The 18,556-nt window shown below is 54.3% G+C and carries 16 protein-coding genes; 8 read left to right on the forward strand and 8 right to left on the reverse strand.

Going from position 1 to position 18,556, the window contains the following annotated elements; genetic code table 11:
* The first annotated feature begins 4 nt into the window (after positions 1–4).
* A complete protein-coding gene (locus tag QMX84_RS14380; protein WP_348775198.1) occupies positions 5–484 on the forward strand; it encodes a DUF2878 domain-containing protein in 480 nt (159 codons plus the stop codon).
* Between the two features lies 1 nt (position 485).
* Here QMX84_RS14380 and QMX84_RS14385 read toward each other — a convergent pair whose 3' ends face one another.
* The 3 genes from QMX84_RS14385 to QMX84_RS14395 form a co-directional block, all read right to left on the reverse strand.
* Positions 486–1,010, reverse strand: a complete 525-nt coding sequence (locus QMX84_RS14385) for a DUF3833 domain-containing protein (RefSeq protein ID WP_282364098.1) — start codon at positions 1,008–1,010, stop codon at positions 486–488.
* A gap of 33 nt (positions 1,011–1,043) precedes the next feature.
* On the reverse strand, positions 1,044–1,577 hold the full coding sequence (locus QMX84_RS14390) for a chalcone isomerase family protein (protein ID WP_262124951.1): 534 nt from the start codon (positions 1,575–1,577) through the stop codon (positions 1,044–1,046).
* A 161-nt stretch (positions 1,578–1,738) separates the two neighbouring features.
* The gene (locus QMX84_RS14395; RefSeq protein ID WP_282364099.1) at positions 1,739–2,296 is read right to left on the reverse strand and encodes a hypothetical protein; all 558 of its coding nucleotides are present in this window, start codon (positions 2,294–2,296) and stop codon (positions 1,739–1,741) included.
* Positions 2,297–2,413: 117 nt separating this feature from the next.
* On the opposite strand from QMX84_RS14395, the gene QMX84_RS14400 reads away from it, so the two are divergent.
* Positions 2,414–2,725 carry a hypothetical protein gene (locus QMX84_RS14400; RefSeq protein WP_123751421.1) on the forward strand — a complete coding sequence of 104 codons (312 nt, stop codon included), beginning with the start codon at positions 2,414–2,416 and terminating at the stop codon, positions 2,723–2,725.
* Between the two features lie 29 nt (positions 2,726–2,754).
* Here the strand turns inward: QMX84_RS14400 and QMX84_RS14405 are convergent, their stop codons facing one another.
* Together QMX84_RS14405 and lldD are read right to left on the reverse strand one after the other, a co-directional pair.
* Positions 2,755–3,783 carry an FUSC family protein gene (locus QMX84_RS14405; RefSeq protein WP_123751420.1) on the reverse strand — a complete coding sequence of 343 codons (1,029 nt, stop codon included), beginning with the start codon at positions 3,781–3,783 and terminating at the stop codon, positions 2,755–2,757.
* 13 nt (positions 3,784–3,796) lie between these two features.
* On the reverse strand, positions 3,797–4,936 hold the full coding sequence (gene lldD / locus QMX84_RS14410; protein WP_282364100.1) for an FMN-dependent L-lactate dehydrogenase LldD: 1,140 nt from the start codon (positions 4,934–4,936) through the stop codon (positions 3,797–3,799).
* Positions 4,937–5,068: 132 nt separating this feature from the next.
* Here lldD and QMX84_RS14415 point away from each other — a divergent pair, with 132 nt between their 5' ends.
* Together QMX84_RS14415 and QMX84_RS14420 are read left to right on the forward strand one after the other, a co-directional pair.
* Positions 5,069–5,944 (forward strand): LysR family transcriptional regulator, encoded by an 876-nt coding sequence (locus QMX84_RS14415; protein WP_282364101.1) that lies wholly within the window; start codon positions 5,069–5,071, stop codon positions 5,942–5,944.
* A gap of 161 nt (positions 5,945–6,105) precedes the next feature.
* On the forward strand, positions 6,106–8,517 hold the full coding sequence (locus QMX84_RS14420) for a TonB-dependent receptor (protein WP_282364102.1): 2,412 nt from the start codon (positions 6,106–6,108) through the stop codon (positions 8,515–8,517).
* 386 nt (positions 8,518–8,903) lie between these two features.
* Here the strand turns inward: QMX84_RS14420 and QMX84_RS14425 are convergent, their stop codons facing one another.
* The 3 genes from QMX84_RS14425 to QMX84_RS14435 all read right to left on the reverse strand — a co-directional run bounded on the left by QMX84_RS14425 (position 8,904) and on the right by QMX84_RS14435 (position 14,530).
* Positions 8,904–9,077 carry a hypothetical protein gene (locus tag QMX84_RS14425; RefSeq protein ID WP_282364103.1) on the reverse strand — a complete coding sequence of 58 codons (174 nt, stop codon included), beginning with the start codon at positions 9,075–9,077 and terminating at the stop codon, positions 8,904–8,906.
* Between the two features lie 85 nt (positions 9,078–9,162).
* Positions 9,163–14,052, reverse strand: a complete 4,890-nt coding sequence (locus QMX84_RS14430; RefSeq protein WP_282364104.1) for a type ISP restriction/modification enzyme — start codon at positions 14,050–14,052, stop codon at positions 9,163–9,165.
* A gap of 103 nt (positions 14,053–14,155) precedes the next feature.
* The gene (locus QMX84_RS14435; protein ID WP_282364105.1) at positions 14,156–14,530 is read right to left on the reverse strand and encodes a CopG family transcriptional regulator; all 375 of its coding nucleotides are present in this window, start codon (positions 14,528–14,530) and stop codon (positions 14,156–14,158) included.
* Between the two features lie 285 nt (positions 14,531–14,815).
* Between QMX84_RS14435 and QMX84_RS14440 the strand changes: the two genes are divergently transcribed.
* The 4 genes from QMX84_RS14440 to QMX84_RS14455 all read left to right on the forward strand — a co-directional run bounded on the left by QMX84_RS14440 (position 14,816) and on the right by QMX84_RS14455 (position 18,358).
* Positions 14,816–15,181: a hypothetical protein gene (locus QMX84_RS14440; RefSeq protein WP_282364106.1), complete on the forward strand. Its 366-nt coding sequence runs from the start codon at positions 14,816–14,818 to the stop codon at positions 15,179–15,181.
* Positions 15,182–15,598: 417 nt separating this feature from the next.
* Positions 15,599–16,294 (forward strand): P-type conjugative transfer protein TrbJ, encoded by a 696-nt coding sequence (gene trbJ / locus QMX84_RS14445; RefSeq protein ID WP_282364115.1) that lies wholly within the window; start codon positions 15,599–15,601, stop codon positions 16,292–16,294.
* Between the two features lie 193 nt (positions 16,295–16,487).
* Positions 16,488–18,035: a P-type conjugative transfer protein TrbL gene (gene trbL, locus QMX84_RS14450; protein ID WP_282364107.1), complete on the forward strand. Its 1,548-nt coding sequence runs from the start codon at positions 16,488–16,490 to the stop codon at positions 18,033–18,035.
* A 2-nt stretch (positions 18,036–18,037) separates the two neighbouring features.
* Complete coding sequence (locus QMX84_RS14455; protein ID WP_282364108.1) at positions 18,038–18,358, forward strand: hypothetical protein; 321 nt, start codon at positions 18,038–18,040, stop codon at positions 18,356–18,358.
* The last annotated feature ends 198 nt before the right edge of the window (positions 18,359–18,556 follow it).

Below are 18,556 nucleotides of genomic sequence, written 5' to 3' on the forward strand. Positions count from 1 at the left end.
GTTTCTGAATGCCGGGCTTTTCCAACTGGGATGGTTCGCGTGTGTGTGGGGCGCTCAACGCCCCTGGCTGTTACTGATTGCCATCGCCTGCCTGGCGCTGCAACTGGGGTGGGTGGCAAAGGCTTTTAATGAGTGGCGCGGCGTGCTGCGGGTGGCAGCCTGCGGCTGGGTATTGGACAGCGCGCTGATGCACCTCGGGTTGTTCACCTTTTCGGGGAGCACCGTGGTTCTGCCGTTATGGCTGGCGCTGCTTTGGCTGCTTTTCGCCAGCACTTTGAACTACAGCCTGAACTGGACAAAACATCCATGGTGGCTAGGCAGCCTGCTGGGCGCTGTCGCGGGGCCGTTCTCCTATTGGGGCGGCGCGACATTGGCAGGCGTGGGCCTGCCGCTGGGTCTTTGGCCCAGCCTTGTAGTCCTCGCACTCATTTGGGCGATGCTGATGCCCGCGCTGCACTGGGTCGCGGGGCACCCGGCCCGTTGACTCAGGGCTGCTTGCGGAAGAACAAGGTGATCTGCCCCACCTCTACCCCGAACTTAGTCATGTAAGAGCGATTAATCAGGGTGTCTTTGTCCATCATGTACATCCAGTCGTCGAGCTGAACCTCGTACTCCTTGCCATCCACCGGCAGGTTCAGCACATAGTTCCAGCGCAGCGTATTGCCAGCCACCTCGCCACGGGCCTCGCCCACCACGTCACCCGCCGTTCCGCGCCATTGTCCGGGGCCCGCCGGGGTCAACGTCCATACCCGTTTTTGCTTTGTACCATCGCTGTAGGTAAACGACTCGTCGAGGATCAGCTTGTCGCCTTCTGAGTGGCCGTTGACCTGCACATGGAAGCGCTTGACGACTTCACCTGAACGCTTTTGAAACATCCCCCACGCCTCGACCCGCCCCTCAAAGAACTGGCGCACCTCAAACGTGGGCTTCTCTTGACTGTAAGTCTGCACATCGACCCTGCTGCAACTGACAAGGCCAACGCATAGCAACATTACCAATAGCTTCAACATGTGCATTTCCTCGGTGGCGATGACAGGTTCATCTCAAGGTTTGGCCTCGCCCAGCAATTGGGCACGCAACTGCGGGTTGCGGGTTCGCGGGTCCAGCCAAATCGCAAAGAAGGCTTTGGCGAACGCATCATCCTTGACCACATGCTGCAACGTGTCGCCGACGTAAAAACGTACGCCCTCGCCCGGCATATACACACCGGTGATGCGATCTCCAGGGCGCACATCGACAAACGCTTGCTGCATCTCCCGCTCCCAGCGCGCCGCCAGCTCCGGGCTCAGAGAACCGGGGGTGAGACGGCGGATTTCCTTGAGGCTGGCCTCGACCAGATCATCGCGACTGATCGCACGGCTGTAGGTCAGTTCCAACGCAAAAGGCGTGTCGGCACCCAAGGGTTGACGCGGGCTCCAGAAACGCGCGTTGTAAATCGAGAAACCGAACATGCGCATCTCCCCGCTGCCCTGCAGGTGAGCATCGGGTAAAGCCTCACGCCAATCCGCCAGCAGTTCTGCGCTCGGGAGCAGCAAAGCAAGGCAGATCACGCAGCGAGTCAAGCGGTCCATCGGCATAACCATGCGAGACCTCCACACCACTTAATGGACGTCTTGAAAACTTATACGAATTTATTGATTTGTACAGGTTATGTATGAAAGGAGGATAAAAGAGCGCGACGCCGGAAAGCAAAACCCCGCAATTAAGCGGGCTTTGACGTGGTTGCATCACGGAGCGATTACTTGGCAGTGGCAGCTTTAGCCGGAACACCAACGGCTTTGCGTTCACCAGTTGTAGACACTTCATACACGCTCGTTACCCAAGTGTCGGCGATCACGGTTTCTACCACGTAACTCTTCTGGGCTTGTGGTGTGAATTGCTGCGCAACGGGCTGTTCTTTGTCGAACGGTGTCGGCATGGGGATACCGTTGAAGGTGAACTGCTTGGCCTTGACCTGCCCTTCTACGTATAACGTTTTGTCAGCCTCGACCAGCTTGCTGATGCTGTCAGTGCCACCGGCCATTCGCTTCAGATACGCCGGTATGCGCTTGAAGTAAGCCGTGTCATAAACCCGGTCACCCGCGCTATCAATACCAATATTGGTATACCCGTACATATAACTGACCGGGTGATCGCCCTCACCGCCGATGGTGCGGAACGTCACGCTGGCTTGATGATCATTCATGACCAGTGGCACCACCGGCGCTGACGTAAGATCACCCGCCTTGCGGCTACTGCAACCGGTCATCGCAACAGCGAGTGCGATGGCTAACGGAAATGCCAGATAAGTTTTCATTCGATCCTTGAACACGTTAAGAGAAGGACCGTATTGAACCATTTGCTGAAGGAAAGTTCCCTGTACGCTGTGGGAGCTTCACACCTTATCCGAGCCAACCCCTAAAGGATTAGCGCCATGAGCACGAAGTACCTGTTGCTGAGTTTTTGCGCTGTGTTACTGGTTGGCTGTACGGGAAGGGGCTTTCAACCGCCGCCCGGAGCCTACACACAGTGGTACAAAAAGGGCGTCACCCAAGCAGGCGTCGACAACGCCATGCGTGCTTGCGGTTATACCAACCTTGATGGCGTGGGCGACACCTCGCCAATTGATGTTGTGCTGACGCGGTTCTACTGCATGAAGGACGCAGGGTTCAAGCGCAGGGACAACCTGGACCTGTGCAAGCAAGGCCGCATTGGCGAGTCACCGGTGTGTGAAGGTCGGCGGTAGCGCAATGGCAAAAGAGACGGCACGTTCCTTTACGGTTCAGCCGTTTGCCAGCGAGGAAAAATCACAAGCGAAGCAATGATCGCTAAAAGTGCACCACCGGTGCTGTAGAGCATCCGTAAAAATACCAAATCGAGCTCCGATCCTCCTGACTGGCCAATCTGCGCGACCAGAATGAAATGGGGAGTGAGGAACATTAAATAGCTGATGTGGCTCACAGAGCGCCCAGCCAGGGTGCCAATAGAGACAGGCAGTATCAGTGCAGCCAACAAAACCGGATCATGGATTACGTAACCAAGAACGGCAGCAATGGCTCCCCCCAAGAAGGTGCCACCGACGCGCTCCAGAGACATCTTCAACGTTGAAGACATGTAGGGCTGCATGATCAGAAACACCGTGAGGGTCATCCAGTAGCCGTAATGCAACGACCACAATTGAACCATCCAGACTGACAGGGCTCCCGACAGCGCTACGCGAAGACCATGCAGAAAGAGGTTAGATTTGGGTGTGAAATTTTCTCTGAGGGCCGACCATAAAACTGGCGGCTTAACAGCATCAGAATGATCGTTCTGACACCATTGGAACAGTAATGCGGAGCCTGTAGCCCATAAGCTGCCGTAGAGAAAGTAACGTGCATAATCCAGTCCCTGGGCAAAGTCCTTTGCCGGGAATGCAGTGGATACCGCAAATGCCGTCGCTGTCAGCAAAGCAGGAATGCTGATGCGCGCGCCGCAAACCTGGGCGTAAGCACCCGCAAACGCGAAGAGGGCCGACAGCACTATCGCCAGCGGCGGCCATTCCATCGTCCAGGCACCTAGCCCTGACGCCACGGCGCCGGTCATGCCGAAAACCAGGCCGACAATACAATCTTTTGCGGACTTATTGCCCGGAATCGACAGATAGCTCCAGAATGCGGCAATCGCTGACCAACAGAACAAAGGGTTGTGCAAGCGAGCCGCGAGGAGCGCCGGCACAGTACAGACAATCCCACCACACACTACGTAGCCAATGGGCACATTGCGTACCGCTTGCAACATCTTAACGGTCAGTGATTGCGACATGATCGAACCTTCACTACTCAACTGAAACCAGTGCGGTTCGATCGATCTTGTCAATCGAGGTCACCCCCGTGAGCGTCATTGCCACGCGCATTTCTTTCGAGAAGATATCCAGCATATTCTCGACCCCGCGCTGTCCGTCGGCGGCCAGAGCGTAAACCGTCGAACGCCCCAGCAGGCACGCCTTGGCGCCTAACGCGAGCATACGCACAACATCCAGCCCGGAACGAATGCCGGAGTCCACCAGCACCGTCAGGTCATCGCCCACCACGTCAGCAATGGCAGGCAAAGCCTTGGCGGTGGACAGCACACCGTCCAATTGGCGACCGCCGTGATTGGAGACCACGATGCCATCAGCGCCAAAACTGACTGCGTCCTTGGCGTCCTGTGGATCAAGGATGCCCTTGATAATCATCGGGCCCTTCCAAAACTCGCGGATCCACTCCAAATCCTTCCAACTGATGGAGGGGTCGAAGTTATTGCCTAACCAGCCAACATAATCTTCCAGGGTGGTGGCTTTGCCCATGTACTTGGAGATGTTGCCCAAATCATGCGGGCGACCGAGGAGACCGACATTCAACGCCCAATCCGGCCGAGTAGTGGCTTGCAGGATGCGCCGTGTAGCTGCGAATGGACCGGACATGCCCGAGTGGGCATCACGGTAACGAGCGCCTGGTGTCGGCATGTCTACGGTGAACACCAGCGTGGTAACGCCAGCTGCTTGAGCGCGCTCCAGGGCATTACGCATAAACCCGCGATCCTTGAGCACATAGAGTTGAAACCAGATCGATTGCGGACTCTGGGAAGCAACCTCTTCAATCGAGCAGACCGATACTGTGGACAGACAAAAGGGGATGCCTTTCGTGGCCGCAGCCTTGGCCGCTTGCACTTCACCACGACGGGCGTACATACCGGTCAGCCCAACGGGGCTGAGGATGATCGGCAGACTCTGCTCCTTCCCGAATAGCGTCGTCTTGAGACTCAGACTGTCAACATTTCTCAAGATGCGTTGACGCAAGCTGATGCTGGCAAGGTCAGAGCTATTGGCCCGCAGTGTGTGTTCGGCATAGGCGCCGCCGTCGATGTAGTCAAATAGAAATCGCGGCAACTTGCGTCTGGCAGCTTCGCGATAGTCGGACGCCGATGAAATAATCATTCTCTACAACTCCTATGTCTCTAGAAAATTTCAGCGACGCAGGACGCTGCTGAATGGATTTCACGATAAGGGTTTGTTGATCATGATAAAAACAACTTTTCCTACTCCAAATAAGTCGCTATTGGAATACACATGAATCTCAGAACGCTGCGAGTGTTTGTAGAAGTGGTGCGCCAGGGAGGGTTCTCACAAGCCGCTGAGGTGGTGTCTTTGACTCAGTCTTCAGTCAGCAAGGCGGTCAGAACGCTCGAGGATGAACTGGGAACGCCACTCTTGAACCGTATCGGCCATAAAAGCGAGTTGACGGCCGCCGGTGAGATTGCCTTTCGACGCGCACTGGTTTTACTCGCAGAGCGCAACGATCTGATCGCAGAGATCAATGATCTGCGGGATCTGAAGGGCGGTACGCTGCGGATCGGCTTACCCCCTGTAGGCTGCGGGGTGTTGTTCGCTCAGATGTTTGCCACTTATCGCAGCCGTTATCCGAGGGTGAATATAGAACTGATAGAGCATGGGAGTAAGAAACTGCGTGAGTGCCTGGAGGCCGGAGAGGTGGACCTGGCTGCACTACTGATTCCGATCGATGAAACGTTCGCCTATCAGCAAGTGCGTAACGAACCTTTAGTGGCTGTACTGCCTGGCGCCCATTCGCTTTCGCGACGCAAGCGGATCAACTTCAGTGATCTGGCGGATTCGCCATTCATCCTCTTTGAGGAGGGGTTTGCACTTAACGCATTAATAATGGCCGCATGTGATCGAAGAGCGATTGTGCCCCGGGTGACAGCCCGCAGTGGGCAAATTGATTTCATCGCTGACCTGGTAGCTGCTGGTTTGGGGGTAGCTTTTTTACCGCGAATGCTGGCGCAAAAACATAAGCATGCGGGCATCGCTCTGGTACCTCTTGAAGAGCCAGATACAGATTGGAACATCGCACTGGCGTGGCGTGCCGGTGCGCATTTGCCTCCGGCTGCAATAGCGTGGTTAGAGCTGGCCAAAGAGCTGAGATAGTGCAACAAGATCCAATACCGCAAAGCAAACGACCGCGATGGGCTTTTAAGAGCGCCATTGCGAAGGGTTCGACGCTATTTAAAATTTTTGTAAAAGATTCCCATTGGCAATTCGTCTTCTCTCTATGGATCACATAATGACCACTAGACAGGAGCCAATGGATGTCCGCTTGTACCTCTTCCCCGCCTTTCAGTCTGCGCAGTGTCGCGCTGGCATTTAGCCTTTCCGGCTCGCTATTGGCCACTAGCGGCGCGTGGGCCGAACCCGTCAGTTACATGATTTCGGCAGGATCTCTCACCAATGCGATCAACACGTTTTCCGCTGCAAGCGGGGTGACAGTGAGCTTTAGCAGCGAAGAAACGGCTGGCTTGAGCACGGCGGGGTTGCAGGGGCATTACGAGCCGGAGCAGGGCCTTGCCCTACTGCTGCAAGGCAGCGGTCTGAAGTTCCAGCAAGTGGGAGACAAGCGCTACGTGCTGGCGCGATCTAACGCGTCGGATTCAATGGAGCTGGCGGCAACGACCGTCTCCAGCACGGGGTTGGGCGTCACGACCGAAGGGACAGACAGTTATGCCACGGGCTCGGCAAGCACCGCGACCGGTCTGCGCCTGTCCGCACGCGAGACGCCGCAATCGATCAGCGTGGTGACACGTCAGTTGATTGAAGACTTGAACTTGAACGATGTGACCCAGGTACTTGAGCAGACCCCAGGCGTGGTGGTCGAGAGCATGGGGCCCGCCGGTAGCGACTCTAATCACATTTATGTGCGGGGCTTTGAAATCAGCAACATTCAGGTTGACGGGGTTAATCGGCCTGACACATTCGGGTTCAGTGATGACCTTTCTGACACTGTCACCTATGACCGGATCGAGGTGGTACGCGGCGCGACAGGGCTGATGTCGGGGACCGGGGATCCGGGCGCCACCGTCAACTTGATTCGCAAAAAACCGACGCTTGAAACCAAGCGCACGCTCACGCTTAAGGCGGGTTCTTGGGATGACTACCGCGCTGAGCTGGACATTTCCGGCAAATTGTCCGAAAGCGGCAATGTACGTGGACGTTTCGTCGCGTCGAGCAGTGATAGCCGCAGTTACATTGACCGCCAGACCCTGGAACGGCAGGTGGCTTATGGGGTGCTGGAATGGGACGTCACCGATGACACGATGCTGACAGTCGGTGCGGAATATCAGGACATGGACAACAAAGGAGCCGGCAATCACGGTTTTCCAATGTTTACCTCCGATGGCGGTCACTTCAGCCCGTCTCGCTCGTTCAACTCGGGCGCAGACTGGGGCTATCACAAGCGTCGGACCAAGACGCTGTTCACCACCCTGGATCACGAACTGGATAACGGCTGGCATCTCAAGTTCAACGCTGAACACAGTCGCCGCAGCTATGACGACGCCTTCGCCACGGCCGCAAGCGGCACTGTGAAGCCAGATGGCAGTGGTATCAGTACGTGGACTGGGCGTTGGTCAGGTGAGCCTCGCCAAACCACATTCGACGTGTCGGCGACCGGCCCTTTTGAGCTGTTCACTCGCGAGCACCAACTGTATCTAGGGGCCAGCCACTCCAAGTCGTATTACCGAAATGATGGCTACCCACTGTGGTCGTTTCAAGACATCGACAACATCTACACATGGGATGGCTCACTGGCTATACCCGATGCCATCTACACCAAATCTTCACGTGATGCGCTGGATGAAAAACAGGATGGCTTAGTCGCTTCGGTTCGCTGGAGCCTGGCCGACGATCTGTCGTTGATCACTGGGGCACGGGTGATTGACTGGAGACGCGATGAAGCCGCCACCACCCTGTCCACCGGCACTATCAAACGTACTTCGCGCACTGAAAACGGGATCGTGACGCCTTACTTGGGTTTGGTGTATGACATAGACGATAACTGGTCGGCTTATGCCAGCTACACCACGATTTTCCAACCGCAGAACTACAAAGACGTCAATGGCAGCTATTTGGACCCTAAAGAAGGCGTGAACTACGAGCTGGGCATCAAGAGCGAGTTCTGGGACAAGCGTTTGACCGCGGCACTGAGCGTCTTTGAGGTACACCAAGACAACCTTGCGGTGGCTGATGGCAGCCAATTGGCGCCGGACGGCAATCAAGCCTACCGCGCCGAGTCCGGCACCAAAACCCGCGGCTTTGAGATGGAAATGGCGGGTGAAATTCTGCCCGATTGGCAGGTCTTGGCCAGCTATACCTATGCCGAGGTAAAAGACTCGGATGATAAGCGCCTCTTGACTGAAGTGCCTCGCGACACGGTGAAGCTGTTTACCAGCTATCGTCTTGGCTCACTCCCGCAATTGAAAGTGGGCGGTGGTGTGCGTTGGCAAGGCACCGAATACTACAAAGGTGCCGGGCCTAACAATGAGACGTTCTCACAGGGCGCTTACAGTGTGGTCGACCTGATGGCGCAATACGCCGTCACCCCGCAAACCAGCGTTTCGTTAAACCTCAACAACTTGTTGGACAAGAGCTACTACACCGCGATTGGCTCTCGTGGATGGTATGGCGCCCCACGTAGCGCAACGGCCACCTTGGTCTACGCCTTCTAAACGTCAGAAGCCCCCTGATCAACGCCCCACATGTAAGCGTGAGCTTGCTCGCGAGCTATTGATGGTGAGGGCATGCCGAGCCACAGCGAGGCACCGAAGGGTTGGGGCGAAAAGCGGCGCTTTCAAAGTGACGCGCCGTACCAAGCCACACCAACACGGTGCTTGGCGATGCACAGAGCTGCCAGAATTTGCCAGACCCAAAAAGCCAAAAGCCCGCAGTTACGCGGGCTTAAGGGTGTTTCTTGCTAATTGGTGCCGGTCAGTGCCGGACGCCCAATCACTCCCACTCTATTATCAATTGCCCCATGTAGACCCTATAGATCGGCACATACATAGCGAATCGAAAAATAAGACCATGAAAAATGCCATGTCTCGCCAAAAACCAATCAGGACGTCGAGTGAGGGCTATTCACGGCAAAGGCAGCCGATAGCTGCCGCTCAAGGATCGCCAATTCATCAGTATTCCCATCACGAACAACCTCGGCCCGCAGCTCAGCCGCATACAAAGGATCAGCCTGGAAAAGCTCTGACATTGCCTCATCGTGACTACGATCTTTCATCGCTACCACTCCATCGAGCCCTAAGTACCATAATTGATGCTGAGCCAGCTGCGACGACTGAACTCAGCATCGCAAGTTGCGATGTTCAGATATCGAGAGCCGGTAACCCGCTCACAATGCTCTGGGTTTTCAAGCTCACAGTGACAACTCGTTGGAACAGCTCGAGTGGATATTTTGGATTGCCCATGGTTTCAATAGCCCAATCGTTCGCATCGTTAACGATACCACTGGCCTTATCAGTGCGAATCGCCTGCCGTTCCATCACCCAGTCCAGCGCAGCCTTGCCGTTGACTAGATAGTCCCACGCTGCCTCAGGGATACCCTTGAGAGTAATGCGGTGATTGTAAATGACCGCGCTTTTATCGCCTTTCTTGACAAACTTCATAGCCCTATTCTCTACACGGTAATCGCTATGGGTGAGCGTACCTTTAGTCTCGATCGACAGGGGATAGGGTTCGACGGTTTCGTAATTTAAGTGAAGGTCGGCCAAAGCACGACCTGCTTTACTGAAGACCCAGAAATCGATAGCTTTCTTCACTGGAGGAATACGCGGTAGTTCCTTAGTTAGGTTATCAGCAAAACGTTCGCGATAGTCTGGCGAATGCAAAATCCCGTAAATATAGTAAAAAAGATCTTCTTTACTAATCTGCTCACTTGGATAGGCCGTCTCGAAATTAGCTAAACCTGCATCAGTGATAGCATAGCGCCTACTTAAAACAGCTCCAACCGGTTCGGCAAAAAGATCGTCTTCTGAAGCGTGCCCGGCGTCATCGCCGTAGTGATAGAGCGGAAAGCACTGGGAGCCTTCGATATCTACCACATGCAGGCTAGGAGGAACTTCGGACATCAAAGCACTGAAGCCAACTTTCTCACCACCAGCAGAAACGCATATGACAAGGTTCTTTGCCGTAGCATTGGGGAAGATACGTGGTATCTGGCCTACCATCTCATTGAAATTACGATTGAAATACAGCCATTGTTTGGTAAATGGGCGATAAAGACTGGGCACCAAACAATCTGCGTCGAAGGAGTATTTATGATTTCGGCCTAAATACTGCTTAAGCGCTCGTGTCCAACTGATTCGGGTTGGATCATTATCAATAAAACTATCCACCCGCTCTTGCCGCTCGTTGTTATCTAGGTGAGAAAACTTTGAATTGAACCGAGACACCTCAGAATTGTAAAATTCGATCATAGCAGTCATGTTATCAGCGAGTCGTGCCTTGCCGCTATTGTGCGCCCAAGCGTCTCGCTGAGTTTTAACACCATTCGAATATATTTCGAACAAAGCGGCTGTCTTTTTGTTTCCCATCACCATAAACTGAGCAAAACTATCATCGCGCTGTTTAAGCCAGTCCCCATGAGCATCAGGAATTATGGTTTGCCAATCGTTAGTAGCAATTCCGGCAACGCTGCCATAACTTTCGATTTTTTCTAATTTTTCATCTCGACTTAGGTTGTCGCCAATATCGTGGAAAAAGATGCGGCCGTGCTGGTCTGCTTGCGGATTTTTAACAAGCAACGAAATAGAGATTCCAACACGGACATCAAATACGTTCCCACCATCTTTCTTCGCTTTTGCAGTTGATTGATTTGAATTCCCCCGCAGATGAAAAACATGAATACTGGAAAACTCATCAGCCAAACACTTTCGCAAACCGTCAGAGGCGCCGCCGTCGATCCAGCCAGCGTTGGTAACAAAGCCAATAACACCGGCGTCACCTATTCGATCACTTGCCCAACGGATAGCCCGAATATAGCTGTTGTAAAGCCCATTTTTCAGCGTCGCCTTAGAACGCGCAGCGTAAGTTTCACGAATTTTGGTGTCCAATCCTGGATATTCAAAATTTGCATTGTTATCATTTGCGCTCCCCTGCCCTGCAGAGTAAGGGGGATTACCCACAATCACACGAATATCCAGCTGCTTCTGTAGCTTGCGCCGTTTACTATTATCTACTAACAACTGTTCTACCAAGTCTTCCTTCTCATACATTTGAAAGGTATCAGTCAAACAAATACCTTCAAATGGCAGATAGTCACCACCGACAAGCCCATGATAAGTTGCTTCGATATTGATAGCAGCAATATAGTAAGCCAGCAACACCAACTCGTTAGCATGGATTTCGTGCTTATACTTGTTCGCCAGTTCTTCAGGCTTTATCAGCCCCGATTGCAACAAGCGAGTAATAAAAGTCCCGGTCCCGGTAAATGGGTCAATGATATGAACCCCCTTACTACCCAAAGACTGGCCAAACTCCTTTTGAAGCAGATGATTGACGCTTTGTAGAATAAAGTCCACCACCTGAACTGGAGTGTAAACTATGCCAAGACGTTCGGTCATCTTAGGGAATGCATTGCTGAAAAACTTTTCATACAGCTCGACGATTATTTTCTGCTTACCCTGAGCATTGTCAATGCCGGCGGCACGTTGACGTACGCTCGCATAAAACTTCTCCAAGGTATCAGCCTCCTTGGCCAGATGATGCTCCTGCAATGTATCTAGTACACTTTGCATGGCCTTAGACATGGGGTTATGGCTAGCAAAACTGTACTCATCAAATAGTGCATCGAAAACCGGCTTTGTTACTAGATGCTGGGCGAGCATTTCGACAATCTCAGCATCGGTGATGTTGTCATTGAGGTCGTCGCGCAGTTCGGCGGCGAATGCTTCGAAAGTGGCTTTTTCGTTGGTGTATTCCGGATTCTCCAGAATGCCCTGGATACGGTCTATGTGGGTACGGGCGATCCTGGCTATATCGTTGGCCCAGTCTTCCCAGTGGTGACGATTGCCACACTTGTCGACGATCTTGGCGTAGATGGCCTTCTCAATTTCACCGACCTCGTAGGTCAGCTCAGCCTGTTGAGTTATCTGACCTTCGGCATCGTATTTAGCGCGCTTTTCGCCAATGCCGTATTGGCCTTTACCGGCTTTGCCGTTGCTAGTACCAGTGGTTTTCTTGGACTTCTTCTCGGCTTTGTCGGTGATGGCGATAACTTCCATCTTGCGCGGGTCTGAGCCAATCAGGTCGAGCTTGTTAACCATGGCATCGAAACTGTCGTCGTGCGAACGCAACGCCTGGAGCACCTGCCAGACCACCTTGTAGGTTTGATTGTCGTTGAGAGCTTCGTGAGGCTCCATCCCAGCCGGGATAACCACCGGCAACACGACATAGCCACGCTTCTTGCCCGGTGCGTTGCGCATCACACGGCCAACGGACTGAACCACATCAACTTGGGAGTTACGCGGAGTGAGGAACAGCACGGCATCCAATGCTGGCACATCCACGCCCTCAGACAAGCAACGCACGTTGCTAAGAATGCGACAAGTATTGGCCGGCGCCTCAGCCTTAAGCCACTTCAACTTGGCTTCCTTCTGGCTGGCATTCATACCGCCATCAACGTGCTCGGCCTCGCAGGTCAGCCGCGCAGCCTCATCGATTTCTTCGGATTCCTGATACGCCTCCACGACCGACTGGAACATGTCGGCAATGTTGACGGAGCTGACCTTGTGCTTGGTGCCCTTGTAATTTGGCGAAATGACCTGGCAGAACGCGACAGCACGCTTCATTGGCTCATCATCACCGATGAGCTGTTCGTGCAATCCTTGTTTAGCCAAAGCCTTCCAGCAGCCAACGATTTTCGCCGCGTCATCTACTTTGAGCTGATTGTTCTCATCCTTTAGCATGTCCTGAAGACGGCGGCTAATGGTGCTCTCCTCGACAGTGAGTACCAGCACCTTGTAATCAGTGAGCAGGCCACGCTGGACAGCCTCGGAGAAGTTGATGACGAACAACTCCTTACCATACAGCGCTTCGTCATCCATAGAGCAAAGCGTGACTTCACCTGACTCTGCCTTGACCTTTGCACTGTCGCCGTAGATGCGTGGCGTGGCTGTCATATACAAGCGCTTAGCTGCGCGTATGTCGGCACTATCATGGACACGCACGAAGTTGCTTTCGTCGTCATCGCCGAAGGTCGCGCCTGTAGTACGGTGAGCTTCGTCGCAGATCACCAGATCGAAGTCAGCCAAGCCATGCTCATGCTGGGCACGGCTTATCACATCGATTGAGTGATAGGTGGAGAACACCACGCTCATGTGCTCAGCGTCATGACGCTTGAGCATTTCTGCTGCCAGACGGTCCGCTTTGGTCGTGGCCGGGTAGCGCAGCTCGTGGGTGAACACCTGAACCGCGTCATCCTCGGCCTTGCGCTTCTTGCCTACGTCACTGTCGGAACAGACTGCGAAGCTGTGCAGCGGGATTTCAGTTTCCTGCGTCCACTCTGTGAGCGTCTGCGACAGGAGGGACAAGCTAGGCACCAAAAACAGCACACGCTTGCCCTTACCAGCCAGGTGCTCAGCAATCTTCAAGCTGGTAAAGGTTTTGCCAGTGCCGCAAGCCATGATCAGCTTGCCGCGCTCAGCATCCTTGAGGCCTGCGGCGACAGCATTCAATGCCGTCTGCTGGTGCTCACGCAATTGCTTCTTGGATTTGAGCGCAACCGCTTTGCTGGACTGGTACTTGGCCCAGTCAATCTGGCTGTCTTCCAAGGCTTGCAGATCGATCTTGTTGATCGAAAGATGTTGGCCTTGCAAAGCATCCTCAGCGTGCTCGCTCCAGTTGTTGGTAGTCGTAACGATGATGCGGTGCGAGAACGGAGCTTTACCCGAAGCGGTGAAGAAACTATCGATGTCCTTCTTCTGGACTTTGTAGTCTTCGGCGTACAGCTTGCACTGGATGGCGTGGTACTCGCCTGTGCCCTGAGTGCGCGCTACCAGATCAATGCCTGCATCCTTACCGCTCAAGCCCTGCTCTTTGGCCCAATCAGCGTACGTCCACACCTGGTCGTACAGATCACGGTAGGTCGCTTCGTTGCGTAGGTAGACGCAGATCAGCTCCTCAAAGTAGGTGCCCTTCTCGCGCTCGGTGACTGAGGTAGAACGATACAAATCCAAAAGCGCGGCAAGGGCCGACATATGCAATTCCTTTCAAAGCGGCTGACAGAATAAAAAAGCGCCATTCTAGCAACTGCCGATACTGAATTGGATTGCACAATCCAGAGATTTCAGCCATGAGCCCTTACGATTTACGAGGGAAAACGACAGCGCTCATTTTTTCTCGAATACCCGCTTGCAACTCACGAAACTCGATCATCATCTGCTCGACCTCGACTGCGCTTGCTCCCTGGCCGTTTTTCTCCGCAAGCCAGAGCTTCAACAACCCAGCGACCCGTCCCAAGTCGCCATTGATCCTGCCTAGATCAGCCACCGCCTTGAGATCGACGACCGAACGGATCGGATGGTGGAGAGCTCCCGCCCGCAGTAAAGCAGATAGGGAAAGCCCAGCGTTGCGGGCGCGGCTTTCTATTTCTGCTTCTTCAACAGCAGTCACGCGAAACCGAAGCGTGCGGTCGCGGTTCAATCCCTCCTTTTTGGTGTCGCTTTGTTTTGGCATGGCTCCTCCTTTCTTGGATCGCGGCAGCGATTGATGGCCTCGCAGAGCAAGATGCCGTCGAACCGCAGGTGAGTAAGGTGGTGGTGTTTGTAGAGGAAGGGCGAAGCCGTGTAGCTACAAACACACATCTTGCCGTCCAGCTAGGCGCAAACATATGCGTATCTATGCGAACCGCTCAGAAAGAGCGACCATAAGCATACTTACGCATGTCTACGCTAGATTACGCATGTAAAATATGCAACTTTATGCGCTTACTTGCGCAACCATGCTTAGGCGGACTCTTCGATGACAAAAACACCAAAAAAAGGGCCTACAGGTGCAGGCCGGGTCGCATTTTTAGCGCGTCTTGAGGAATTTCGTAGCCTGATCCAGGCGGGGTGGCCGGTGACGGTCGTGTACGAGAACCACGGTGGGGATAACACTGGGCTGAGCTACAGCCAGTTCGCCCGATATGTCGGAAAATACATCCGCACGCCGACCAAGCGCGGAGATCAGCCCCCAAAGGTTGCAGAAGAGACACTACTTTCTACGTCGCCGCTGGTAGAACAAACGCAGTCTGGCGCGACGGTGCAGCCAAGCACAATGCCAAAGCGTCAACTTGGGTTCAGGCATGATCCTAGCAGTGGCAACAATCGTGACGACCTGATCTAACTTTGGTGGATGTCCGAGAGCTTCAGCGACCTCGCCTCTCTCAAGCGTACACGGCCATTAACGACGCGAAGATTTGCCCCTCCCCCTGCATGCAACGCCGACTGATTGAAAATCACATTCCGTCGGTTCTTTGAGAGTTTTCTAGGAAACCTCATCGGCATTCGCCGCCAATCGGCATCTTCCATGTCAACCTAATTAGCCAATCATTCCATCGATGCAACCGGCATATCGGGGCACGATCAAGCACGAATAATAGTGACTGATTGAGGTCGGCATATGCACCAAATAATCTCAAAGCCCATCAAAGACAGAACGCTGTCAGCTGAGACTCAGCACAGAACGACCGCTTATGCGCTCGGGAAGCTTATTCGCCAAATGGCCAACAGCGCCAAGATTCTCGGAGCCGTTTTTGTAGGGATGGTATGCATCTCCCCTGCCCGTGCTTACGCAATCTATTGCTCGAACTGCTCGACGTTCTATCAGCAGATGTTCGAGTACGTCGAGCAGGTCAACACGGCACTGAATACCGCCGAGCAACTGCAAACGCAGATTCAGCAGTATCAAAACATGGTTTCGCAAGGCACGAGCTTGCCGAATTCGATGTTTGGCAGCATCGCGGCCGATCTGGAAAATGTCGCCAACATCTACAACCGCTCGCAAGCCCTAGGGCGACAAATCCAGGACATGGATTCGAAATTCAACACGGCCTTCCCAGGCTTCGAGTCTTACGTGAATCAAGCTGCGAACTCGGCAGAAGCTCCGAACCATGATCGCTATGAAAAGTGGTCCGTGCAGGGTCGTGACAACGTGAAAACGGCAATGAAAGCAGCGGATTTAAATACAGGAGCCTTCGAGTCTGAAGACGCTCAGCTCGCGCGCATGGTTTCACGTTCACAGTCAGCCGTGGGCCGGATGCAGGCGATTCAGGCAGGCAACGAAATCGCCTCACAAAATGTCCAGCAGTTGCAGAAGCTGCGCGATCTGCTGGCCACACAAATCAACATGCAGGGCAATCACATGGCTCAGCAGGTTGATCGAAAGGCTGCGAGCGAGGCAACTGGACAGCAGTTTGAAGCGCGTGAAAACACACGCGGTGGCGTGAAGGGGTACTGAGAATGACTATTTCGAAATGGCTCATCGCGTTGATCTGCTCCGGCTCAGCACTAACCGCTTTTATGGTCACCATGGCAGTTCAACGCAACAGCGAATGTACCTCGGTGACTGAGCACCAACGGCGACAGAGTGACGCTGATACCTCGTTTGAAGCACGCCCGAATACTCGCGGCGGCGTTAAGGGGTACTAGCTATGGATACTCGCCTACTGTTGTTCCTCGCCTTGGCGAGTGCATTTGCGAGCGGAGATGCTATGGCCGCGACCGACCTTTCCCATGCCGACACATCGGTGCAGGGCCTACTTGACCTCGTTTTGCAGCAGTCGCATCAGTGGTCAGGAAAGCTGTATGACTATGCGATCAGATTATTCTGGCTATTAGCCTCGATTCAGTTCGTCTGGACGTTCATACCTTTGGTCATGAAGCAAGCCGACTTCGGCGAGATTGTCGGCGAGCTGCTGCGCTTCGTCCTGGTAGTCGGTTTCTTCCTCGCTGTAATGAAGTACTCGGTGGAATGGTCATCTGCCATAGTCGATAGTTTCCGCGAAGCGGCGGCATCTGCGAGCGGCCTCGGGCGCGCATTAGAACCCGGCGATATGCTGGCAGTTGCGCTGGATTTTGGCCGCGCCATGGTGAAAGGCATATCAGTGTTTTCTCCGGCCAAAGGACTTCTGATCGCAGTATGCGCAATCCTTGTATTGGCGTGTTTCGCCTTCATCGCTGCATTCATGTTCGTAACGCTCGTAGAGTCTTACGTCATCATCAATGCTTCGGTGCTGTTCTTTGGCTTTGGCGGGTCACAATGGACGCGTGATTTTGCAATCGCCCCAATGCGTTTCACCGTCGCAATCGGAGCCAAGCTGTTCGTCTTAACGCTGATCGTCGGCCTGATCGTTCAGTCGGCCAAGCAGTGGTTGGCCGCCTATGCCAATGACGAAGCGTCGTTGATGACGATGGTCGGTCTGGCCTTGGTGTGCTGCTATCTGACAAAGACTATTCCCGACCTGATCGGCGGCATGATTAGCGGCGCGTCGATGGGTGGCGGATCAGCCATCGGTGGTATGGCGGCCGCCGGTGCTGCCGGTGCTGCGGCGGCAATCGCAACCATCGCCACGGCCGGGGCGGCCGCTCCTGTTGCTGCCGGTACAGCGAGTGCCGGAGGCATCAGCGGCGGCGGTCTGGCACGGGCGATCAACTCCAGTATTGCCGGTGCAAGCTCCGCTGGTGCTGCCTCGCCAGTAGGTGGCGCTACGTCCCCCGGCGTAGGGGCCAGCACTGGCGGCGGCGCAGCGGCCAAGGTGGCAAGCTCCGCAGGTGAGAAGACTGGCGGTGGTGCAGCTACCCCATCGGCTACGTCCAGCAACAGCGTCCAGCAGATCGCTAAGCAGACCGGGAAGGCCGCACAGAGCGGCAGTGACAATGATCAGAAAGCAACACCGAAAGGGGGAACTGTTAGTTCCGGCAACGCAATGTACGAAGCGGCCAATGGTGGTGCAAAAGCGCTTGGCGTAATTGCCTCGCTGACAGTGCCGGGCATGGAGAATGCCCACTCAGCGTCGCTTGGCGCTGGTCTTCCATTGCCAGCCCCCAGTGACTCCAGTTTGCCCACGTCCGCAGAGCCAGCTGGAGAAGTCGCAGGCATGGAATCCAACGTCATTCGACCAGATACGAACACCAGCTTGAGTTCCGGCCGCCTCGACGTTTCGAGAATAACCTCAAGCAACGACCAATCGGAGAAATAATCATGAATAGCATTCTAATGTTCGCTGGATTCGTAGTGCTCGCCTCCATCTTAGCCATCGGCATGTGGGCGTTCGGCCGTTGGCTGCGAAGCAAAGGCTACGGGCCATTGCTCGATAGACTGGATCGACAATGCACCGCGTTGCAGCTTCGAGTAAGCCCGCTGGCTCTTTCGGCTTCCTTTCACATGTTTTCTGGAGTGCAACATCTGAATCGCCTCCCTCTATTGGGTAGCAAGAGCAATGCTGCTCAAGCCCAGCAAATTCTGATAGCGATCCGAGCGGCGCAGGAAGCCAAAAGGCTCGACTCCTCCGTCAACCGCTGACCCTACAATCCCCCGCCAGAGTGCGGGGGTTTGTTTCCCGGGGCCACCAAATCCAAGTAGTACGCACGGACTTGTCTCAGCTCACCCCTTCAGCCCACCGCACGTAAGCGTAATCTCCCCCTGAGTTCGAAATCCAGGCCGCCTATTACTTCGGACCAGCATCGCACTGGCACTCCATCAGAACGACGACCCCAGACA

It is taken from the genome of Pseudomonas sp. PS01297 (assembly GCF_029959305.1).
GTDB classification, from domain to species: Bacteria; Pseudomonadota; Gammaproteobacteria; order Pseudomonadales; family Pseudomonadaceae; genus Aquipseudomonas; species Aquipseudomonas helleri.